Annotated in this window: 30 protein-coding genes; all 30 read right to left on the reverse strand. The window is 50.8% G+C overall.

The window, feature by feature from the left end:
* Positions 1–35: 35 nt before the first annotated feature.
* The 30 genes from ASF99_RS08720 to ASF99_RS17275 all read right to left on the reverse strand — a co-directional run bounded on the left by ASF99_RS08720 (position 36) and on the right by ASF99_RS17275 (position 17,065).
* Positions 36–1,043, reverse strand: a complete 1,008-nt coding sequence (locus tag ASF99_RS08720; protein ID WP_055968529.1) for a major capsid protein — start codon at positions 1,041–1,043, stop codon at positions 36–38.
* Between the two features lie 31 nt (positions 1,044–1,074).
* Complete coding sequence (locus ASF99_RS08725) at positions 1,075–1,419, reverse strand: hypothetical protein (protein WP_055968531.1); 345 nt, start codon at positions 1,417–1,419, stop codon at positions 1,075–1,077.
* A 27-nt stretch (positions 1,420–1,446) separates the two neighbouring features.
* Positions 1,447–2,079, reverse strand: a complete 633-nt coding sequence (locus ASF99_RS17255; protein ID WP_055968534.1) for a phage scaffolding protein — start codon at positions 2,077–2,079, stop codon at positions 1,447–1,449.
* A 13-nt stretch (positions 2,080–2,092) separates the two neighbouring features.
* Positions 2,093–3,094, reverse strand: coding sequence for a minor capsid protein (locus ASF99_RS08735; RefSeq protein WP_055968536.1), 1,002 nt, complete (start codon positions 3,092–3,094; stop codon positions 2,093–2,095).
* Positions 3,095–3,097: 3 nt separating this feature from the next.
* Entirely contained in the window at positions 3,098–4,678 is a 1,581-nt protein-coding gene (locus ASF99_RS08740) for a phage portal protein (protein ID WP_055968538.1), read from the reverse strand.
* A 15-nt stretch (positions 4,679–4,693) separates the two neighbouring features.
* Positions 4,694–6,118 carry a DEAD/DEAH box helicase family protein gene (locus ASF99_RS08745; RefSeq protein WP_055968540.1) on the reverse strand — a complete coding sequence of 475 codons (1,425 nt, stop codon included), beginning with the start codon at positions 6,116–6,118 and terminating at the stop codon, positions 4,694–4,696.
* Positions 6,115–6,879, reverse strand: a complete 765-nt coding sequence (gene terS / locus ASF99_RS08750) for a phage terminase small subunit (protein WP_082487128.1) — start codon at positions 6,877–6,879, stop codon at positions 6,115–6,117. Before terS ends, ASF99_RS08745 begins: the two co-directional genes overlap by 4 nt.
* Positions 6,880–6,918: 39 nt before the next feature.
* Positions 6,919–7,206 carry a hypothetical protein gene (locus ASF99_RS08755; RefSeq protein WP_055968542.1) on the reverse strand — a complete coding sequence of 96 codons (288 nt, stop codon included), beginning with the start codon at positions 7,204–7,206 and terminating at the stop codon, positions 6,919–6,921.
* A 99-nt stretch (positions 7,207–7,305) separates the two neighbouring features.
* Positions 7,306–7,797 carry a hypothetical protein gene (locus ASF99_RS08760; protein ID WP_055968543.1) on the reverse strand — a complete coding sequence of 164 codons (492 nt, stop codon included), beginning with the start codon at positions 7,795–7,797 and terminating at the stop codon, positions 7,306–7,308.
* A 158-nt stretch (positions 7,798–7,955) separates the two neighbouring features.
* A complete protein-coding gene (locus tag ASF99_RS17260) occupies positions 7,956–8,093 on the reverse strand; it encodes a hypothetical protein (protein WP_156357203.1) in 138 nt (45 codons plus the stop codon).
* A gap of 418 nt (positions 8,094–8,511) precedes the next feature.
* Positions 8,512–9,099 (reverse strand): hypothetical protein, encoded by a 588-nt coding sequence (locus tag ASF99_RS08765; protein ID WP_055968545.1) that lies wholly within the window; start codon positions 9,097–9,099, stop codon positions 8,512–8,514.
* A gap of 32 nt (positions 9,100–9,131) precedes the next feature.
* On the reverse strand, positions 9,132–10,052 hold the full coding sequence (locus tag ASF99_RS08770; protein ID WP_055968546.1) for a Kiwa anti-phage protein KwaB-like domain-containing protein: 921 nt from the start codon (positions 10,050–10,052) through the stop codon (positions 9,132–9,134).
* A 288-nt stretch (positions 10,053–10,340) separates the two neighbouring features.
* Positions 10,341–10,841, reverse strand: a complete 501-nt coding sequence (locus ASF99_RS08775) for a dUTPase (RefSeq protein ID WP_055968548.1) — start codon at positions 10,839–10,841, stop codon at positions 10,341–10,343.
* Positions 10,838–11,290 (reverse strand): hypothetical protein, encoded by a 453-nt coding sequence (locus ASF99_RS08780; RefSeq protein ID WP_156357204.1) that lies wholly within the window; start codon positions 11,288–11,290, stop codon positions 10,838–10,840. The genes ASF99_RS08775 and ASF99_RS08780 overlap by 4 nt, the downstream gene beginning before the upstream one ends.
* Complete coding sequence (locus ASF99_RS08785; RefSeq protein WP_055968551.1) at positions 11,253–11,594, reverse strand: hypothetical protein; 342 nt, start codon at positions 11,592–11,594, stop codon at positions 11,253–11,255. The genes ASF99_RS08780 and ASF99_RS08785 overlap by 38 nt, the downstream gene beginning before the upstream one ends.
* A gap of 63 nt (positions 11,595–11,657) precedes the next feature.
* Positions 11,658–12,371, reverse strand: coding sequence for a hypothetical protein (locus ASF99_RS08790; protein ID WP_055968553.1), 714 nt, complete (start codon positions 12,369–12,371; stop codon positions 11,658–11,660).
* Positions 12,372–12,409: 38 nt separating this feature from the next.
* Positions 12,410–12,832 (reverse strand): hypothetical protein, encoded by a 423-nt coding sequence (locus tag ASF99_RS08795; RefSeq protein ID WP_055968555.1) that lies wholly within the window; start codon positions 12,830–12,832, stop codon positions 12,410–12,412.
* Positions 12,819–13,151 carry a phage antirepressor KilAC domain-containing protein gene (locus tag ASF99_RS08800; RefSeq protein ID WP_055968557.1) on the reverse strand — a complete coding sequence of 111 codons (333 nt, stop codon included), beginning with the start codon at positions 13,149–13,151 and terminating at the stop codon, positions 12,819–12,821. The genes ASF99_RS08795 and ASF99_RS08800 overlap by 14 nt, the downstream gene beginning before the upstream one ends.
* Positions 13,141–13,326 carry a DUF6011 domain-containing protein gene (locus ASF99_RS17365; RefSeq protein WP_162236807.1) on the reverse strand — a complete coding sequence of 62 codons (186 nt, stop codon included), beginning with the start codon at positions 13,324–13,326 and terminating at the stop codon, positions 13,141–13,143. Before ASF99_RS17365 ends, ASF99_RS08800 begins: the two co-directional genes overlap by 11 nt.
* Positions 13,323–13,628 carry a hypothetical protein gene (locus ASF99_RS08805; protein ID WP_055968559.1) on the reverse strand — a complete coding sequence of 102 codons (306 nt, stop codon included), beginning with the start codon at positions 13,626–13,628 and terminating at the stop codon, positions 13,323–13,325. The genes ASF99_RS17365 and ASF99_RS08805 overlap by 4 nt, the downstream gene beginning before the upstream one ends.
* Positions 13,629–13,649: 21 nt before the next feature.
* Complete coding sequence (locus tag ASF99_RS08810; protein ID WP_082487134.1) at positions 13,650–14,153, reverse strand: Holliday junction resolvase RecU; 504 nt, start codon at positions 14,151–14,153, stop codon at positions 13,650–13,652.
* The gene (locus ASF99_RS17265) at positions 14,080–14,268 is read right to left on the reverse strand and encodes a hypothetical protein (RefSeq protein WP_055968563.1); all 189 of its coding nucleotides are present in this window, start codon (positions 14,266–14,268) and stop codon (positions 14,080–14,082) included. Before ASF99_RS17265 ends, ASF99_RS08810 begins: the two co-directional genes overlap by 74 nt.
* Position 14,269: 1 nt before the next feature.
* On the reverse strand, positions 14,270–14,707 hold the full coding sequence (locus tag ASF99_RS08820) for a hypothetical protein (RefSeq protein ID WP_023467943.1): 438 nt from the start codon (positions 14,705–14,707) through the stop codon (positions 14,270–14,272).
* 23 nt (positions 14,708–14,730) lie between these two features.
* On the reverse strand, positions 14,731–14,889 hold the full coding sequence (locus ASF99_RS17270; RefSeq protein ID WP_156357205.1) for a hypothetical protein: 159 nt from the start codon (positions 14,887–14,889) through the stop codon (positions 14,731–14,733).
* Positions 14,865–15,101 carry a hypothetical protein gene (locus ASF99_RS08825; protein WP_055968565.1) on the reverse strand — a complete coding sequence of 79 codons (237 nt, stop codon included), beginning with the start codon at positions 15,099–15,101 and terminating at the stop codon, positions 14,865–14,867. The genes ASF99_RS17270 and ASF99_RS08825 overlap by 25 nt, the downstream gene beginning before the upstream one ends.
* Positions 15,098–15,328, reverse strand: a complete 231-nt coding sequence (locus ASF99_RS08830) for a hypothetical protein (RefSeq protein WP_055968567.1) — start codon at positions 15,326–15,328, stop codon at positions 15,098–15,100. Before ASF99_RS08830 ends, ASF99_RS08825 begins: the two co-directional genes overlap by 4 nt.
* 31 nt (positions 15,329–15,359) lie before the next feature.
* The gene (locus ASF99_RS08835; protein ID WP_055968569.1) at positions 15,360–15,704 is read right to left on the reverse strand and encodes a hypothetical protein; all 345 of its coding nucleotides are present in this window, start codon (positions 15,702–15,704) and stop codon (positions 15,360–15,362) included.
* Positions 15,701–16,636 (reverse strand): DnaD domain-containing protein, encoded by a 936-nt coding sequence (locus ASF99_RS08840; RefSeq protein WP_055968571.1) that lies wholly within the window; start codon positions 16,634–16,636, stop codon positions 15,701–15,703. Before ASF99_RS08840 ends, ASF99_RS08835 begins: the two co-directional genes overlap by 4 nt.
* Before the next feature lie 5 nt (positions 16,637–16,641).
* On the reverse strand, positions 16,642–16,872 hold the full coding sequence (locus ASF99_RS08845; RefSeq protein ID WP_055968573.1) for a hypothetical protein: 231 nt from the start codon (positions 16,870–16,872) through the stop codon (positions 16,642–16,644).
* Between the two features lie 43 nt (positions 16,873–16,915).
* Entirely contained in the window at positions 16,916–17,065 is a 150-nt protein-coding gene (locus ASF99_RS17275; RefSeq protein ID WP_023467937.1) for a hypothetical protein, read from the reverse strand.
* Between the last annotated feature and the right edge of the window lie 101 nt (positions 17,066–17,166).

The following is a 17,166-nucleotide window of genomic DNA, read 5'->3' on the forward strand; positions in this document are numbered from 1 at the left end:
TTCACTTCCTTTCGATGAATGGTAGTTGTAATGCATCAGACGTTCATGTGGAAGACCGCGTTCGGACGTTGGAGCGCTGGGAATGCCGCTTCACCGACTTCGACGATCTCGTCTTTCGTCTCCAGCTTTTCCCATGGATTGACGAAGATACCTGGTTGCCCTTGGCGTTCGACCGTCGGACCGAGTGCCGTGTAACCGAGTTGTGGATCCATCGCCGTTCCGAGCAATACAATCCGACGCTCTGGTAGGTAGCGTTTCGTCGTCGCGCCATCAGGTAACGTGATGACTTGGTCATTGACCTTAATCGCTGGCAACATGTTCGCCTGCAGGTATTCGTCGATGTCACGTGGCAAGACGTTTCCGCCCGCTACACCCTTGATGGCGCTGATCGTGCTCTTCGCCTTCATGATCTCGCGGAGTTGTGCGAAAGGCATGTGGATTTCAAGCGGCATCTGACCTGCGTTCTTATCCTTGAAGACGAGCGACGCTTCGATCAAGTCTTCGAGCGGATTCGCTGTATCGGCTTGATCCCATTTATCGGCACCTGTCACATTCAATTTGTTCGCGAGCGGGATACCGAAGTCGATGTCGAGTTTGACGCCGTCATGATCGTAGACAAGCTTCCCTTCATAGACGGCTGCCGCTCGGAGTAACTCTTCCGTGTGCTCGACGCCGATCCGGAGATCCGCGACGTTCGTCAAGGCGCGGTCGAGGAGCGCTTGCTTCTCGCGGTCGTTGCGTCCGTTCATGTACTCCAGCTGGTCTTTCTCACTGAAGCGGATGCGGTGCTGGATCTTCGCGACCTCACCGAGGGCACGTGCCACCTGTTTTTTGTCGCGGAACGGCGCAGGTGCACCGAACTCGCTGAGCGACGCTGCAGTGACGCGCGTCTGGTCGATGATGTCGTACATGAAGTTCGTCGAGAAGGATTCCTCGAGCGGCAAGAACGAGCGGAGAATCGGTGTGAATGGTACTTCACGGTTCTCGACTAGTCCGAGCAAGGCTTGTGGTTTGAATTCGTCTAACGTGAGGAATGTTGGCATGTAGTTCAACCCTTTCTATTTTTCAAATGGATTACTGGAATGAAATCATCTTAGCGGCTGTCTTGAAGCCTGCCGTGATGCCGGTACACTTCGATTCGTTGAGGTATCCGCCGATGTAGCCGATCCCGACGACGTCCGTTCCATCAAGGACGAGTTCACGACCAAGAACGGCCGCTTTACCAGTAGCGGCTTTCGCGTCATCCCACGGCTCCGCTTTCTTCGTCGCTGTGACGACGAGTAGCGCCACTCCTGCTTCTAGGCGTCCTGCCGGGAACTTCGTTGAGTCAAGCGTCACGTTGATCGTCTTTGAGCCGACCGTGTCCGCTAGAATCTCTTTTCCGGCTGCGTAATTCTTCGTTACGGGTGTTAGTTTCATGAGGAATCTTCCTTTCGCTTCGTAGTCTTATTGTTTATTCTTTCCGTTCAAACGCTCCGCTAGAGACTTTCCGAGGTCGTACCCCTCTTTCGGTGCTGGCGAATTCCCACCGCCTGGAGGCGTCGGTGGATGCGTCGTCGAGTACTTGATGAGGTGGGGCTTCGCGGTCTTCACGGCTTCGAGCGCTTCTTGGAGTCCGTTCACGTTGCCTTCGTCGTCCACTTCGATAGCGGAGCGGTCGAGGAACGCTTTCGCATCTGCTGGATCAATGAAGTTCATCTGTGTCGCCAAGGCTTTGACTTCCGCGTTGATAATGCGTTCGTTCGCCTTGTCGTTCGCGGCCTTGATTTGCGCTGCGACGTCGCTGTTCTCGTCGATGCCGAGTTCCTTCTTCAGAACGGCGATCAGCTTATCCTTGTCGTCACCCTTCTCCTTTGCATTGGTACGGTGTCGTGCATTCTCCCGACGAAGTTTCTCAATCAACTTATCCTTCTCATCGAGTGGCGGATCATTTGGTGGATCGTTCGGCGGATCGACTAGCGGGTCAGCCGGTGGATCATTTGGTGGATCGTTCGGTGGATCCGCTGGCGGGTCATCCGCGAAGAACTGAATCGGGAGTTTCAAACGATAGGTCGGTTTCAACGGTTTTGCTGTTTCCATGTGCAATGTCCTCCTAGTTCGCGGCACGTGCCTGACGTTCCGCTTCATACATCCGTCGATACTCCTGGTACGTCGGGATGTTGAATTTCTGTTGATACTGAGCAAAGGTGTCGATGTCCTGTGCAATGCCGGTCGAGGTTCTGCCATCATCCAGATAGATCCGGACATTCCGACGGCTGACTTGATTGAATCCTTTGACGACCGGCGTATAGGTGACGCGGCAATTCGGATGCTCGATGTCTGGCGCTGAACCGATGGAATCCATCTTGTAGATGCGACCATCAGCCGCACGACAAATCGCGCATGTCTTCCGGTCGAGTGTCTCGAGACGACGCATGCCTTCGATGCCGTCCGCTCCATGATCCTGGATGAAGTCCTGAACGGATTTCTTCTTCGCGGAGTTTCCGGCAGCAATGATTTCAGACCGTACCAGACGTTCTGCTTTGTAGGCATCCGTCTCGAGCATCTCTTTCAGACGACGAGTCGTCTTCGCGACCGATTCACCGCGCATCATCGACGAGAGCAATTCCTGTTGGAGCTGCTTGCCTAGGCGTGCCGTATTGTCCCAGATGCGATTCGAGAATCGTTTTCCGGACCAGTCCCGATTGACGAGAGACTGGATGCTTTCCTTGTCGAGTAATGGCAAGACGGGGAACCTGCCCTCTCCTTGCATCGTCAACAAGTAACCCGCGAAAGCATACTCCTGCATCACCACGGCGTGTAGGATACTGTCTGTCATCGCGACAGTCGTACGAGCGAGTTCTTCGATGTGGACGTTCGTCTGCGCAAGCAAGACTTGAATACGCGATTGCTGACTGTTGAGCTTTCCCCAGTCCCAAACGAGTTGGTCTTCCCCTGAGACGTCTACAGCGAGCGAGAGGATGTCTCCCTTGATTTGACGCAAGAGTTCCGCATAGCCGCGGAGTAGGACCTTGATTTCCTTGTCCTTGATTTTGATCAATCGCTTTTGTTGGTCGATGACCATCTGGTCGAGTTGTTCAGCTGTCAAGAACATGGCTTATTCCTCGTCGTCTTCCGTCGAACGCTTCTCGATCTTCTTGTCCGCTCCATCGATGTAACCATCAATGTTGTCGAGGTCGACTTGTTTCCGGTCTGCCTTCTGACGTTCGAGACGTTCCTTCTCTTCCGTCGCATTCTCGACGAGCGGGTTCAGCTGCAGGATGGTCTCATCCGAGATGAAGTCCTTCAGTCCTGTCAGCATCGTGACGTATTCGCTGACGTTGATTGGTAGGTTCCGGTGAACGGTCCAGTAGATCCAGCGCCAGTTGTGTAACATCGACGTGTCTTGCGACTCCGCGACGTTCTGCCACTCAGTGACGGTGTCCTTCCCCTCGATCATCCAATCCTTTGCTTGGATGCCATAAGTCAGGAGCATGTTCTTACGGCGGTAGTACTCGTTGAAATGAATCTCCCGCGCGTTCGTCGCGATCTCGAGCGGTGCATACATCTGTTGAATGGCGACACCCGACAGATTGCCGTTCGCCGTATCCTTGTAGATTTTCGGGAGTTGCGCGACATCGAAGAGCCGCTCCGTCAATTCCTTCAGGTGCGCGACGATCGGTTTCTCATCGATTGGTGGTGTAAGGTACTCGATGACGGCTTCCGGATTCTTGGAGCCGACCGCACGCGAAGTCCGCATCTTCATCGTTTCTTCCGGTTTCGGAAGTTCACCGATGAATTTGAGGAATGGATCGTTGAAGACATCCATCTTGTTCGCGTTATCACTTATCGCCCGGTTGATTTCATCAATGATCGTGATGCTCGGTTCGTCGATGACCGACATGCCCATTGGAATATCCGTCGTCGGTGGCGTCTGTGCTTCATCCCCGCGGAACCAGGCAATCGGCACCATCGGGAACTGGTGGTAGGCGACTTTTACTTCTTTTCGTGGATCCTCGACGAGATCGGTACCGTCTCGCTTCAGGTAATAGACATGGGTGTCGTCGTACCACTCGACGTATTCAGCGGTCTCTGTCGTTCCGTTCCGTACCTCTTCTTTCGTATACCGGTGAATCGCACCGATGATGTCGCCGTATTCGTTCGTCACCGGGAAGAGACGATTCAGCGGGTAGGCACGATAGCGGATGTCCAGACGATGGTCGAAGTAGAACAGGACACCCGCTCCACCTGCCGTCAATCCGTTGCGTACGGTCGTGAAGTCGATGTGATGATCACTGTTATCTTCGCGGACGTCCTCGAGCTTTTGCCGGAATCCCTTCAGTCGTTCGAGATCCGCGCCGTATTTACTGGCTGCACTATCCGGTACCTCGACGCTGACCGGATTCCCGACCATATAGTCGGTCGGGAGGTTGACGATCAGCTTCGCATAGTTGATGACGAGGCGATGGTTCGGGTCATCCGCTCGTTTCGGTTGTCGGACGAGTACGGCATGCTTTCCGTCATAGTAGGATTGCTGCAGGACGATCGATTTCAGCAGGATTTCGTGTTGTGCGATGTATTGGTTCAATCCTGCCCATTTGTTCTTCTGTAGTTCTTGCGTGAGCGTCGTCGCTTCCACGCCACCGCCTCCTTTCTTGTTGAATAATGAACGTAGCCATTCGATGAATGAACGCCACATGGTCTCTCACCTCACTTAGAATGTCCGCTCGAAGGCGCTGAAGCCTTTGCCACCCTCCGGCTCATAGAAGCACAAGGCGAGGGCGTCCGCGCGGTCAGGTGATGCCAGTCCACGCTTCTTCATCTTGTCCTTCGGTTCGACCTTGATGACGCCTTTGCTGAGGACCCGATACTTCCGCGTCGTCAGCTGGGAGACGAGCTTGTCGTCCTCGAGCAGTTCGAGGGTCGGTTCATCCCCTAGCATCCGGCCTCTGAAATTCGTCTCGAGCAAGTCTCGTAGGTTGCCCCACAACTGATCCCCGAGCTTGTCATAGACATCCGGGTCATCCGCTCTCGATCCGTTGTTGATGCCGTGGACTTCGAACTTCTGCATGTTATGGGTATCAATCCATTCGTCGATCCCATCTGTGACACCACCGCCGACACCGGTATCATCGACCTTGAAGACGACGCGGGGTGCTTGCGGGAAACGATTGAGCGTGTTCCGAGCGAAGCGGATCGCTTCTCCCGTCGTCTCCGTCGTTCCTTTCTTGCTATGGGTGTGTCGTGCGACAACCTTGTTCCCGACACGGGCATACATGACGGTCTCATCATCCCCGTAGCGGGCAACGTCGATTCCGATATGGATATCCGCGTATTTAACGGGTGTCACAGTGACGTTGATGGCTTGATCCGTAAATTCGAGCGGGATATAGGCGTCTGCCTCCGCTTTCGGGAAATCACCCAGGACGCGGACACGGTAGACGTCCGAGTCTTCGTTGTACTTCTGCTTGAGCATCTCGATCGTGTCTCGTGACGTGCGCGGACTATCGAGGGAGCTGACCTTGTGCGTACTCCACAGATGCTTGTCGCGGTTATGGGAATCAAAAAAGACCCCACTCGTTCGAGTCGGGTTTCCGCACATCAAGATTTTGTTTTCGTCCCCGGTCAATGTCCCGAGGATGGCTTCCATGATTGGATCAGCGACACCGGATGCCTCATCGACGATGAACAGCATGTAGTCTTCGTGAAAGCCCTGCATGTTCTCCGGCTTCGTCGCGGTACGCGCGGTAGCGAACCACCGTTCTTCACTCCCGATCATGTAGATTTTCGTCTTCGTCCACTTCAGCAGCCGCTTCAACAGTTCAGATTTCTCCATCCACTTGGCAATCTCTGCCCAAAGGACGGTGAACAGTTGATCCTTGGTCGGCGCGGTCGCGATGACTTTCGGATTCGGTCGGCATGTCAGGTACCAGAGGGTCACGACGGCTTCAAGCCCCGTCTTCCCGACACCCTGTCCGGAGCGGACGCTGACCTTGTTCTTCTTTGATAGATCGTCGAGTACGCCGCGCTGCCATTCGTCCGGATAAAAACCGAGGATGTCTTCCGCGAATGCCGCGGGATCGTCCCAGTAGACGTCAATGACGCTGGCGAGTACGTTATACGGTTTCGTCTGCTTCATGGCGTTTCCACCTGTTGCTTGCGACGTCGTTCAGCAGCGGCAAGGACACCGTCTTTCCAGTCGATCGTCGTCTCGTCATCCGTATCCGCATTCTTTAGCTGTTCGACTTCGAGTTTCAGTTTCTCTAGCTTCAGGACGCGTTCCTCGTCTCCCTTGGTCAACTTCTCGTAGGAGCGGATCATCGCATCGAGCCGTCCCATCGCCGTAGCAAGGGAAGACATGAACGTCGCTTGTTTTTCGTAGGCGAAGCGGATTTCCCATTCGTCCTTCGATTCCCCGCTCGCGCTCAATTCTTTCGACATGTCGTCTGCATTGCTGACATGCATGATATTCAGAGAATTGATGATGTTCGCATGCATCAGCTGGATTTGGTCCCAGAGTAGATCAGCGGGATTCCGTTCCTGCGTACTATGCATGATTTCGAGGATGGATTCCGGTATGTACTGACGGAACAAGCCATGGAGCAACGCGTTCTTATTCCCTTCCGGAGCACCGCCCCAGTTACCCGCGGCGTTCTTGTTCCCCTTTGGTGCGCCACTCTTGCGTCGTTTAGGAGCGCTCTCTTTCAGTTTAGGAGCGTTCCCTTTGCCGTCCGTTTCTTCATCATCCCAGCGGTCCGTCGATTTCCACTTGCGAATCGCGCTCGGGGAGACATCCATCTCCTTCGCCAGGTCGACCAATTTATATGTCGGATCCTTTTTGATGGCGATTCGCCACTTCTCGCGAGCCTCATCCCGCCGGGGGTCTCTTGGTCTCGCCACGCTCCCACCGCCTTCCTAATTACTGGATTGTGTTGTTTTTCAGGACGACCGACGATCTCGCTTATGCCGCTCTTTCATCATTCGATGCGTCTGACGCTTCGTTCCTGATGCGATAAGACGATTCACATGCCAAGACGTGTCCCGCTCATATCGTGCCTTATAGCAAGGCTGAGGGGCATCCGCTACTAGAGCCGTCCGTGTCATCTTCCGGAGGTTGTCTCCGACTCTTCGTAGAATTTCTTTCACCATGTTCCATGCACGTTCGACGAAATCTATCACTACTGTTTTAAGCGCCTCTCGAATCGTTTCTACATTCATCTCTGTCATGGTTTCCCTCCTTTCTTATGCTTTCCAACGAACCGACTAGGTCGATTCCCGTCCGCTCGTTGCAAAGCACAAAAAAGCACCCCGAAGGATGCTTGGTGATTAATTTTCTTTTGCTAATTCATCGATTGCTCCAGTAATCATTTTGCCTAAATCACTTAAGTCGTTGCCAAATGCCGCAATAGAGGAAAGTCGCGTTAAAAGTTCTGTTAAGGTTCTTTTTTTCTCGCCATTAGAAGCTTCCATATCCACCATCACTTGAACAAGAAAACGAATCAATGCATTTCTTTGTTCAATCGCATTTTGGCTATCTCGAAGCAATGCTTCTAACGTTTCGACCTGTTCTTTCCCTACACTCACCAACTCGTTATGTCGTCTTAATTCTTCACGTTTACCGGCATTCAACGAGTGTTGGATCGACTCAAAGTCAAACGCAGCTCTAGTACTCGTACCCATAAGATTCTTGGCCATCTGCTCTTGATTCTTCAATGCATCGTACATCTCTTGATCAACTCTCTTTCTCATCACCGCGTAACGCGAATCAAGGTCAATCGATAAAGAGGCAATCATTTTATACGGATCTTTATCAGACATTTAACCACTCCTTATAATTACTTAAATTACATTATAAGGGATATTTGTTTCGCCATCCAAAAAATCCTATCAACAACGCACGACTACTCCGCCCTCACGCTTCATGGCTTGCTTCACGTTTTTTCTGGCTGCGTCATACGTTGTTGGCAAGAAGCGAATCACTTCATGCGTTTGGTTTCCTGTTTCCAGAGATACTTCAACCAGTTACTTTGAGGAATCTTCGTGACGGATCCCGTGCGCTGATCTTTACGACTTGAACTCACTTTCCAGTGTATCGTGTATGGTTTACGTTTCATGCAATCACTCCTTATATGTACAAACATCCGGATGAGATCGATCATTGCAAGCATCTGGGGGAATGACATGGAACCGATCGATAGGCTGACTAAGGGAGGTCAAATTCACTCATCCGGATATTTCTGCATACAAAAAGCGCCTTGTCCGTTACAAGGCGCTTGGTATGTGAGTAATGCTTATGTCCTGTAGAACAATGCAACCGTCGTCGCACCCGCTTCGTCTACATGGAAAGAATATCACGTATTTGGCAAGTTTTTGTATCAAGATTGTATCAAAAGAGTATTAAAAATGTATCAGTAATTTAAAACAAAAAATGATCATATTATTACTTCTCTCATCCCTCACTTTATAATTTTTTATGGACTAATTAAATCGACTTTCATGAAGACATAAAAAAAAGACGCTAAGCAGCGTCTTTTAATCTTTAACACTTAAATAATACATATCCGATCCCAATTCTCTTAAATAAATTTGTTCTTCATGAATTAGGATAAGTTTTAATTTTTCTCTAGAGATTCGAGAAATGTAGACTTTGTTATTTGCTTGAAACACTGAAAATCCAACAATTGAAAATGCAGGATTTACGTATATTAAATTGTTTTGTGTATACATTTTACCAATTAAAATAAATAAAAATAAATTTGTTAATAATGATCTTCCATCAGATATTTCGTTGATAGAAGCTAAAGGAACAACATAGGTTAATAAATAACTCATTTGATTATCTTGTAAATTAGTAACATCTTTCAAAGTAAAATCTGGTTTAAAAGAATTTCCACCTTTAGCAAATATTCTAATAAACATTATTAACATAAAAATAGAGACAAGAAAGAGCATAATAAGCACTAGCCAAAAGCAAAATTGAACTCGATTCTCCGACCAAGCAGATGACAACTCTGAAACAGACAGTGGAATTTTTTTATACTTCAAGTGTTGAATTGCTAGCAAAAAATAGAGAGGAATATATGACAAAATAAACATTCCCCACTTCATAAATAGTGTCATACTATCCCCCCATCTCTTTGAACTAACAATTATTACCTACTTATTCCCTTTTCATTTAAAATACTGCTTCTAAAATAGGCATCTGACAATAAATTTGCTATTTCAGTCATTTCAGTCGCGTCACCACTATAATTTATTAATCCATCTTCGTTAAGAGTGACTGTCAAAGCGTGGTCTTCAATTACAGATTCAATTGCCGCTCTTCCTTCATCGAGTACAAGTGAAATTCTTTCAGGGTTCTCAGACATTTTAACCATTTTTCGAAGAATTCTTCTATTTTGAAGACAGTCTTCTAAAAAAGCGTCATAATTCGAAAAATGTGACTTAACAGATTCTAGCAACTGTTTAGTAGCATCAATGTAAAAATCGTCGATGGTACAAAGAACATTGAGTGCAAATCTGCTTAAAATCAGAGCTTCTTCGTTTTGAATAATCAAATCATTCATAGGATCAATAGCGAATACTTGATCATTTAATTTAGAAAAAGAGTTATCTGAAAAAAGAGCTTTAAAACCACGATTTAGAGCGGAAAGTTTATTTACCCTCCTGATTAAATAGAGCGGTTCTTCTTCTTCAACTTCAAATTTAGTACAGTAAAAAGATAATTTATTGATATCTACATTTGGTGCACTGAAATCAATATGATTACCTCTGTTCTCAATTGAATTTTCGATTAATGCTTCAATAGCATCATGTGGAGTACTACCAGCTATGCAGAATTCAAGTCTATCATCCTCTGCCACAACTGTATCAAACGGAACCTGCTCATTCTGGTAGATTTGATTCTCGATGATATGGCTTCTAAACATACTAACGATATCTTGTTTTATTTCACTAATATTTGGCGTATAAACAGCATAAGTAGGTGGCTTGTTTTTACGCGCCTTTTTTTCAACAAGATAAAAGCTCATTTCAGCTCGATCGATAAATTCAATAATGCCGTTAATATCCATTCTTTCATTCCCCCTAACCGATAATAAAGTAGACGGAAATAATATAGCATAAACAAGGTAATATTTACCTTATTTATGGTTGTCTACTCTGATTAGAGGTAAATTCAGTATAACACAAACATATGTTCTTGCGTGTATTATTAATTATACTTTAATGAGTGTCTCTCCACGTTCAGCAAGACGCCGCCGAGATCTTCAGCGAGCTTCTCACATTCCGCTTTACTAGCCGCCCAGGTGACGCATGTCTCTCTTGCGCCACCTTTCTCGTAGTAGATCCGCACCCACATGTCAGTACTCCACGAGGAGTCGTTCAAGGTTCTCGGCTGTTTTTTCTTCGAATGCGACCCGGATTTCCTCTGGTGTGATGGAAAGATTTTCTGCTAGAAGGACCATCGCTCCGAACGACTGGCTGATTGTTAGCGCGTTAACTGCAGCGTTGCAGAGCCGCTTCGGATCTTCCTTCACTGATTCGTGATAACGATGCGAACGAACAATCATCGCATGGTATCCGATGACTCCACCGCTAGCCGCGTCAACGCTTGCGATGCCGGTGATGAACTTGAGTGCATCGACGAACTCCTCGAGGAATCGTTGCCGTTGTGCTTCCTTGACGCTCCACCATTTCCAGACGCCTTTAAGTTCGTTGATGCATTCCGCTGCCTCGACCCGGAACGCAGTCACCCGCTCCCAGATTGGTATGTGCGTCAAGCCGTGACGATCGAGGACACGTTGATCAAACTTCGCTTGTTCCTTACAGAAGGCTTCCCATGCTTCAAGTGTCAGGATCATGAATGCACCTCTTTTTGTTTCTTGCGTCGTACGAACGGTGTGTCGATTTGATGGTGTTTGCACCAGTTGTTCACGGTCGGTGCACTGACGCCATAACGGCGACCAATCTGCACCAGCGTGATTCGTTCGTCGCGCTTGATCAAATCGTCCAGTTCTTGCTTAGACGGCATAGGTACCGGTTCTTTGGGTGGCTTCTCACTTTTCGGTGCCGGTTGCCACTCGTCGAGCACAATCGCTGCGCGTTTCGGTTCTTCCGGAGAGACCGGTACGATAGCTTTTTCACCGTAGCCTGGGCACGGTACCCATTCGTTGTTGATGCGGTATGCCATGCCGAACGGGTGATGGAAGTAGCGTTTCATCGGTTCCTCTCGTGTGACGTGTACGCGTTTCTCTGCGCGTTCGATGCAGGTGTTATGCGTCATGTTCTCTCTCAGCTGGGTATGTCCCATCTGTCTCGTCCTCCTTCTGAATGACTGCTGCTGTTTTGGGTTGAATAACGCGCGTCCGCGAAGGATGCGCCTTGATGAGATAGGGTGTTCGTTTATGCTGATCCTCGAACGAGTGCTGGATGTCCGCTCGTCGTGCTTCCGTGTCTCGTCTCAATCGGGAGAAGGTCTCTTCGAACACGTGCTGATCAGCGTGCTCCGCTTTCGGTTTTGAACGGTTCGAACGTCTCCCGCCGATAAACTCGATGCTGAGAATCCCGATGATTAGGATCGGTGTGAGGATGAATAAGGTTTCGGGTGGTGTCATGGTTGCCTCCTACTGCCGGAGTACCACCGGGCATTCCGCCCGGCGCCTCCGTCGTTCACCTGATTAGGCGATGATTGTGAGTTTATCCGCTTCGTTGTATTCAGCTAAGGCTTCCATCAGATAATCTTCGATGTTCCGGATGGCTTCGTTCTTCCACGCACCACCGTCTGCTTCGAACAAGGCGACACGTGGACCGTTCTGCATCCGAAGGACGAACTTGCTTTGCGGCTGATCGACTTCGATGAACGTCCGGTATGGTGCGAGTGTCACAGGATTGACGACCTTGACGTCCGCGACAGTCGCGACGCCCGTTTTCATCGTCACAGCTTGCGAGATGCCGTCGTCTCCAACACCTCGGACATTGTCCTCCTTGAGATTGCCGACCATTTTCAGAATCAATGCTTGATCCTTGTTCGGGACGAAGACCGACTGCAGCTTGATGTTGATGTCTTCCGGATCGTAGTACGAGTCGAATCGGAAGGACGGGACGTAGGCACTAGCTTGGATGTAGTGATTCCGATTCTGATCATTGTTGAGTTTGCTCATGACCGTGACCGTTTCTGGGTCTTTGATGTGGATAAGTAGCGGTTCGTTCGTGTCGAACTCGCTTTGGATGTACTCGACGAGTGCCGTCAGCGTGTGAACCTGTAGCACGTTCGGTGTCGGCGCCTTGATTGCGTGAAGTTCGCGGTCTGAGACAATACGACCGTGTACCTGAGTAGTTTGGAATTGACCGTGATCCTTGATCCAGTTGAATGCGTCTTTGAGTAATGACATATGAACAGCTCCTTTAATTGTGGTGGGTTGTGTTGGGATTAAGCGCGTGAAGAACGTGCGTCTCGTAAGTCGATGACGCCTTCGTTCAAGTATTCCGGACTCTCTTCAATCGGGACACCGACGTCGTTCGCGATATCGCCGCTCTCCGTGATCATCATCTGACCTGGCATGCTCGACTTGAGTTCTTGACCAACTGCGTTCCCTTCGCCATCGACGTCGATGATAATCTTCGAACCGATAGCACGTGCTGGCGTCAACGTCGTCTTGACGCTGATGTCGACCATCGCAAGGTCACGCTGTTCGTCCGCTGACAAGCTCATCGAGATCGTCACCTTCCGCTTCTTCGTCGGATCCGTGTTGAGGTCCGCGATGTTCGCATAGACTTCTTTCAAGGCATTGTTGACACGTTCTGCGAATGCGCCTTCCGCGAATTCATTGAGATTGATTTTAGGTTGTGGCATGTGATTCCCTCCGATTGGTTGATTGTGATTGGATGATGTCGTGGATCTGGAGCCGACCGATCGGCGTCCATTGCATCGTGGTCTTGCAATCCACGCTGCCATTACGGTGCATGAATGGATATTCGTTGATCGTGACGAGACCGCGCTTCAAGTGTGCTGTACAAAGTTCCCAGCTCCCGTTGACCTTCCGCTGGATACCAGCTTGCTCGAGGAGAGCGTTCAGCTTCCTTGCTGACATGCCGTATCCTTTCGCGACTTGTGTCGTCGTCATCGAGCGTTTGTCCGCTAGGATGCGTTCGAGAATTGGATCAGGATTCATGTGTATCGCTCCCTTCGAGTTCCAGATGGAGTTGGTTGCCGGCATCGGTCTGTCGCCGCAGCCATTTTTCCTTACAGACGGGTCCGATGCCTTCCCTTTGACTTTCCACTGTGGTGAGCCGACGTCCGCAGACCGGACAATAGCCGGTCCGTGACTTCGGTGGTCTACGTCTCATGACGTGGATTTCGCGGTATCAATCAAACGCAACAGCATGCCTTGCTCACTACGGAAGCGCGGGATGCGCATTTCCTCATAGCGTCGTTCCCAGTCCTCTAGGATCATCCCGACGACCGCTTCCTCGCCCGTCTCGACTTCTGGACGAAGCGCATCCATTTTGCCCATCATGTCGATCAGGATGACGCGTTGTCCGTTCCCGCCAGTACCGAGCATGTGATACTCGTCCTCGACGAGACGGTAGAGCGTGTTGAACGTCACCTTCGTCGCTTCTTGCCCCGCTAGTTGTGTTGTCTGTTCCATGTCATTCGCCCCATTTCATGATTAGTAGTGTTCCGTTGCGATGCTCAGATAGTCGAGTAGGACGCCGTCCCTCGAGACGACCTCGCTCGTCTGTTCCTCGAACCAACTCAGCGGGATCGACTTGCGTTCGCGTTGGTTTGCCCAGTCCAGTGCGTCACCGCTCGAGAGATAGAACGTCTTGCCTAGCTTCTCGAAGTGGATCAGCAGGAACGCCATGCCGCCGAAATCCTCGATGCGTCGGAGTTCATCGAATTGATGCGTCTCGATGTTCTTGAGCGGAAAGGAGGTCGCGTTCTTCGTCGATTTCGCGTCGAACGAGAGGTACCGCCCTTGATGCATCCCGGCGAAGTCCAGTCCGCCTGACTTTTCGAACCAGTACTTACGGACATTGCCTTCCTTGTCGAGCTGGAACTTCGCTTCCGGAAAGGTCTTCCGGACGTGCGCGACTTTCTTAAGTCTGTAGTGACGGTTCGACATCTCGAGCATCGTCTCGAACCGCTTTCCACGGTTTGCGTGGTGTCTCATTAGGTTCCTCCTTCCGGAATGGATTCGTTGTCTCGTCCGCAAGGAACAAGGAAACGCTGCGTGGTCGTTGCTGGATCAGTCGTTCGTAGCGATAACGTTTGAAGTCGATGATCATGTCAGTCCTCCCAGATACCGAAATGGTCGGCGACGGTCCCGAGTAGCTTGTCCTTCGCCTCGTAGTAGGTGTTGCGGTTGCCGTAGCGCATCATCTCGATGACGACGTTATCCGTGTACTTGAACTTCGGACGGAATCGGAGATCCCAGATTTGGTTCAAGTCTGGATCGGTCTCCTCGAGTTCCTCCCGGATCCGGAGCAAGAGCCGGTGTTCTGCTTCTGCTTGCCGGAGTTGTTCGAGTAGCATGACCGCCTTCTCGACGTTGCTCGACGGTCTCGTGTTGCGTTGTACCTCGCTTACCTGATACCCAGCCGTGATGGACGGTGCGCTCCGTGCCTTGAGTGACTCGATGCGGGACGGGAGCGTGAACAGGCTTCTTAGCTTGTTCTCGACCAACGTCCGTTGTGCTTTGGTCAACTTATGTGCGATGAATTCCATCCTGTGCCGTCTTCCCTTTCGTGTTAGAGTCTCAGCGGTCTCCACCCTTCCTTGATCAAGCGTTGCGTCTCATGTTGTGGTGCGTCCGGGATGTACAGCACTATGTACTGACTCTTCTCGCGACGTTCGAACAACTGGGGTCTTGATCCGCTGTATTTTATGCGTGCTCGACGCTTGGCCATCTTGCCGTTACCTCGTGTTCCTCGAGGGCACGCCCTTCGAGCGTCCACTCGCGTCGTTCATTCGACAGCATCACCGCCGTCGTGATCGGTCGTAGTCCTTCCTCGACCTTGACGAGTTTCCCGTCGATCAGCGTATGCCGACGGATCTGGTTCGAGATGAGCAAAATCTGCTCGTGCTCGAGTGTGTGCTTCCGGAAGACGAGCGTCTTCATGTCACCCCTCCTTTTTTCTCCCGATCCGGCAGCTCGATATAAGCCGTGTGTCGGGTATTGCCGTGACTGCTGACGTATCGCTTGCGACCGGTGTAGTATTCGGTCGCGAACTCCTTCTTGTTGTGGAGATACTGCTCTTTACCGAGGAACCGTGCACCGCGGCTCTCATGCTCCGCGATGCGACGATCCAGTCGTGCCTCATCCGTGTCTGTCAGTCTGATCCGCATCTGATGCCTCCTCGAGAGGTGATTATCCTTTTCAACCAAGCGGGTGTCGGCGACGGCGTCTCCTTCCTGTGCGGTGGATATGCTCTTTGCCGGTCATCCCTTGTTCGTCTAAACAATTGTCGAAGTAGTTCCGCGACATCGGCTTGCCATAGAGTGCTTTTGCCGCTTCGAATGTCACGGTATAGGTGACGTGTTTCGTGACGCTCGCGGACCGTTTAGCGATACCGAGGGTGCACAGGTGCTCCCAGTCGGCGTTCGCACCGATCGATCCGTAGTAGTTTCGCCACGGCTTCTTCCGTTTGTTCAGACCGAGCGCGTACCGAAGCTTCCGGAGGTGCTCAGTCGTCAGCCGTTCGATGATGTGCGGGATGCTCAACTCCTTTCCGGTGTCTCGAGCGATCGAAGGAGTGCCGCGACCTCTTCGTCGTCAGGGACGTCTGAATTGAACGCCTCCTTCTGCTTCGCTTCGTGCGCTTGTTGCTTTGCCTTCTCTTTCGCGAGCCATTCCGGTTCCTTCATGCCGGACGATGCATGACGTCGATTCCCGCCATGTGTCCGTTGTCGTTCGCGGAACTGGTTCGCTTGATCCTTCGCTTGCTCGACCGTCTGGACGCCTGCTTGTGCCCAGGTCTTCAGGATGCCGGTGATATAGGTGTACTTGCGGACGTTCGAGAGCGTCGCCGTCTCGATGGCGAACTGGACCAGCTCGGCACCGTAACTCTTGACGTCGTCCTCAATCTTCTCGATCGTGAACGGTGGCGCGAGGGGTTCGATGTTCTTTCGGTAGAAGTCGATCAGCTTCGTCAATGCGTCTTCCGCGCCCGCGTCTACTACTACTAAATCTTTTAGTTCTTTTGGTTCTTTAGTACCTTCAATACTTAGTAGTGGCGGGTTTTCCAGATCTGGTTTTTCCGCATCTGGTGGAACCATATTCGGGTTTCCCGATTCTGGTGGATTCGGTTTCGGTTGTTCCGGTGGTTCATCAGGGTTTAGCTCATCCTCTGGTTCGATGGCGAATACAGGATGTTCATGGACGACGAACTCCCATGCCTTGAACTTGCCTTTCTCCCGGACGGCGATTCGCTTGATATAGCCGGCGTCCGTCAGTTCCTTGATGGCGGATCGTGTACTCTCCTTCCCATCCTTCGAACGTTTGATGAGATCCACTTCACGGACTTTCCAGTCGTCCGGCAATCCCATCAGATAGCTGTGCAGCCCCTTCGCCTTCCAGCTCAATGTCTTGTCGTTCAGGAGCGTCTTGTCGAGAACGACATAGTTGTCTTCCTTCTTGATGCGTATGATGGACATGTAATTCACCCCAATGCTTTCTGTGACACGTTTCGTGTACGTTCATTTGCTTCCGTGATCCGCGTCGACGCGGTGTGGATGGCGTTCAAGGCGCTCCATGCGGCTGACCCTTCCGGTACCGCGTTCGGGAAGAGGACGTCCAGTTGTTCGATGAAATGACGGATCGTCTCTGCTTCCTGCCGAATCACCTCATGCGGATCTTCCGCTCGTGCGCGGCTAACTTGTATGACTCTCATGGTTTCCCTCCTGTCCGGAGCGTGATACACTAGAGTTCCTAGGCTAAAGTGTGTCATCGCTCTCTTGAGTGATGGCATTTTTTGCGTCTTCCGGTTCACGTTCGAGCCAACGGAGGAAGACGAATGCAAGTGGCGCGATGATCATGACGAAGAGCCAAGTGACGCCTGCCATGTAGATGAGCTCTGGTGACAACTGGTTCACCTCCTTTCCGAACGATTCTTCAGGACGTCGAACCCGACGCCACCGAAGGCGATGCTGAAAGCAATCAAGCCGAATCCATAGATGACGTATGC

The organism is Exiguobacterium sp. Leaf187, from assembly GCF_001423925.1.
Taxonomy (GTDB): domain Bacteria; phylum Bacillota; class Bacilli; order Exiguobacteriales; family Exiguobacteriaceae; genus Exiguobacterium_A; species Exiguobacterium_A indicum.

Excerpts from the sequence above, each read along its gene's own strand:
- ASF99_RS08720 (WP_055968529.1), bottom strand. The coding sequence starts at position 1,043 with ATGCCAACATTCCTCACGTTAGACGAATTCAAACCACAAGCCTTGCTC.
- ASF99_RS08725 (WP_055968531.1), bottom strand. The coding sequence starts at position 1,419 with ATGAAACTAACACCCGTAACGAAGAATTACGCAGCCGGAAAAGAGATT.
- ASF99_RS17255 (WP_055968534.1), bottom strand. The coding sequence starts at position 2,079 with ATGGAAACAGCAAAACCGTTGAAACCGACCTATCGTTTGAAACTCCCG.
- ASF99_RS08735 (WP_055968536.1), bottom strand. The coding sequence starts at position 3,094 with ATGTTCTTGACAGCTGAACAACTCGACCAGATGGTCATCGACCAACAA.
- ASF99_RS08740 (WP_055968538.1), bottom strand. The coding sequence starts at position 4,678 with ATGTGGCGTTCATTCATCGAATGGCTACGTTCATTATTCAACAAGAAA.
- ASF99_RS08745 (WP_055968540.1), bottom strand. The coding sequence starts at position 6,118 with ATGAAGCAGACGAAACCGTATAACGTACTCGCCAGCGTCATTGACGTC.
- ASF99_RS08755 (WP_055968542.1), bottom strand. The coding sequence starts at position 7,206 with ATGACAGAGATGAATGTAGAAACGATTCGAGAGGCGCTTAAAACAGTA.
- ASF99_RS08760 (WP_055968543.1), bottom strand. The coding sequence starts at position 7,797 with ATGTCTGATAAAGATCCGTATAAAATGATTGCCTCTTTATCGATTGAC.
- ASF99_RS17260 (WP_156357203.1), bottom strand. The coding sequence starts at position 8,093 with ATGAAACGTAAACCATACACGATACACTGGAAAGTGAGTTCAAGTCGT.
- ASF99_RS08765 (WP_055968545.1), bottom strand. The coding sequence starts at position 9,099 with ATGACACTATTTATGAAGTGGGGAATGTTTATTTTGTCATATATTCCT.
- ASF99_RS08770 (WP_055968546.1), bottom strand. The coding sequence starts at position 10,052 with ATGGATATTAACGGCATTATTGAATTTATCGATCGAGCTGAAATGAGC.
- ASF99_RS08775 (WP_055968548.1), bottom strand. The coding sequence starts at position 10,841 with ATGATCCTGACACTTGAAGCATGGGAAGCCTTCTGTAAGGAACAAGCG.
- ASF99_RS08780 (WP_156357204.1), bottom strand. The coding sequence starts at position 11,290 with ATGGGACATACCCAGCTGAGAGAGAACATGACGCATAACACCTGCATC.
- ASF99_RS08785 (WP_055968551.1), bottom strand. The coding sequence starts at position 11,594 with ATGACACCACCCGAAACCTTATTCATCCTCACACCGATCCTAATCATC.
- ASF99_RS08790 (WP_055968553.1), bottom strand. The coding sequence starts at position 12,371 with ATGTCATTACTCAAAGACGCATTCAACTGGATCAAGGATCACGGTCAA.
- ASF99_RS08795 (WP_055968555.1), bottom strand. The coding sequence starts at position 12,832 with ATGCCACAACCTAAAATCAATCTCAATGAATTCGCGGAAGGCGCATTC.
- ASF99_RS08800 (WP_055968557.1), bottom strand. The coding sequence starts at position 13,151 with ATGAATCCTGATCCAATTCTCGAACGCATCCTAGCGGACAAACGCTCG.
- ASF99_RS17365 (WP_162236807.1), bottom strand. The coding sequence starts at position 13,326 with ATGAGACGTAGACCACCGAAGTCACGGACCGGCTATTGTCCGGTCTGC.
- ASF99_RS08805 (WP_055968559.1), bottom strand. The coding sequence starts at position 13,628 with ATGGAACAGACAACACAACTAGCGGGGCAAGAAGCGACGAAGGTGACG.
- ASF99_RS08810 (WP_082487134.1), bottom strand. The coding sequence starts at position 14,153 with ATGAGACACCACGCAAACCGTGGAAAGCGGTTCGAGACGATGCTCGAG.
- ASF99_RS17265 (WP_055968563.1), bottom strand. The coding sequence starts at position 14,268 with ATGATCATCGACTTCAAACGTTATCGCTACGAACGACTGATCCAGCAA.
- ASF99_RS08820 (WP_023467943.1), bottom strand. The coding sequence starts at position 14,707 with ATGGAATTCATCGCACATAAGTTGACCAAAGCACAACGGACGTTGGTC.
- ASF99_RS17270 (WP_156357205.1), bottom strand. The coding sequence starts at position 14,889 with ATGGCCAAGCGTCGAGCACGCATAAAATACAGCGGATCAAGACCCCAG.
- ASF99_RS08825 (WP_055968565.1), bottom strand. The coding sequence starts at position 15,101 with ATGAAGACGCTCGTCTTCCGGAAGCACACACTCGAGCACGAGCAGATT.
- ASF99_RS08830 (WP_055968567.1), bottom strand. The coding sequence starts at position 15,328 with ATGCGGATCAGACTGACAGACACGGATGAGGCACGACTGGATCGTCGC.
- ASF99_RS08840 (WP_055968571.1), bottom strand. The coding sequence starts at position 16,636 with ATGTCCATCATACGCATCAAGAAGGAAGACAACTATGTCGTTCTCGAC.
- ASF99_RS08845 (WP_055968573.1), bottom strand. The coding sequence starts at position 16,872 with ATGAGAGTCATACAAGTTAGCCGCGCACGAGCGGAAGATCCGCATGAG.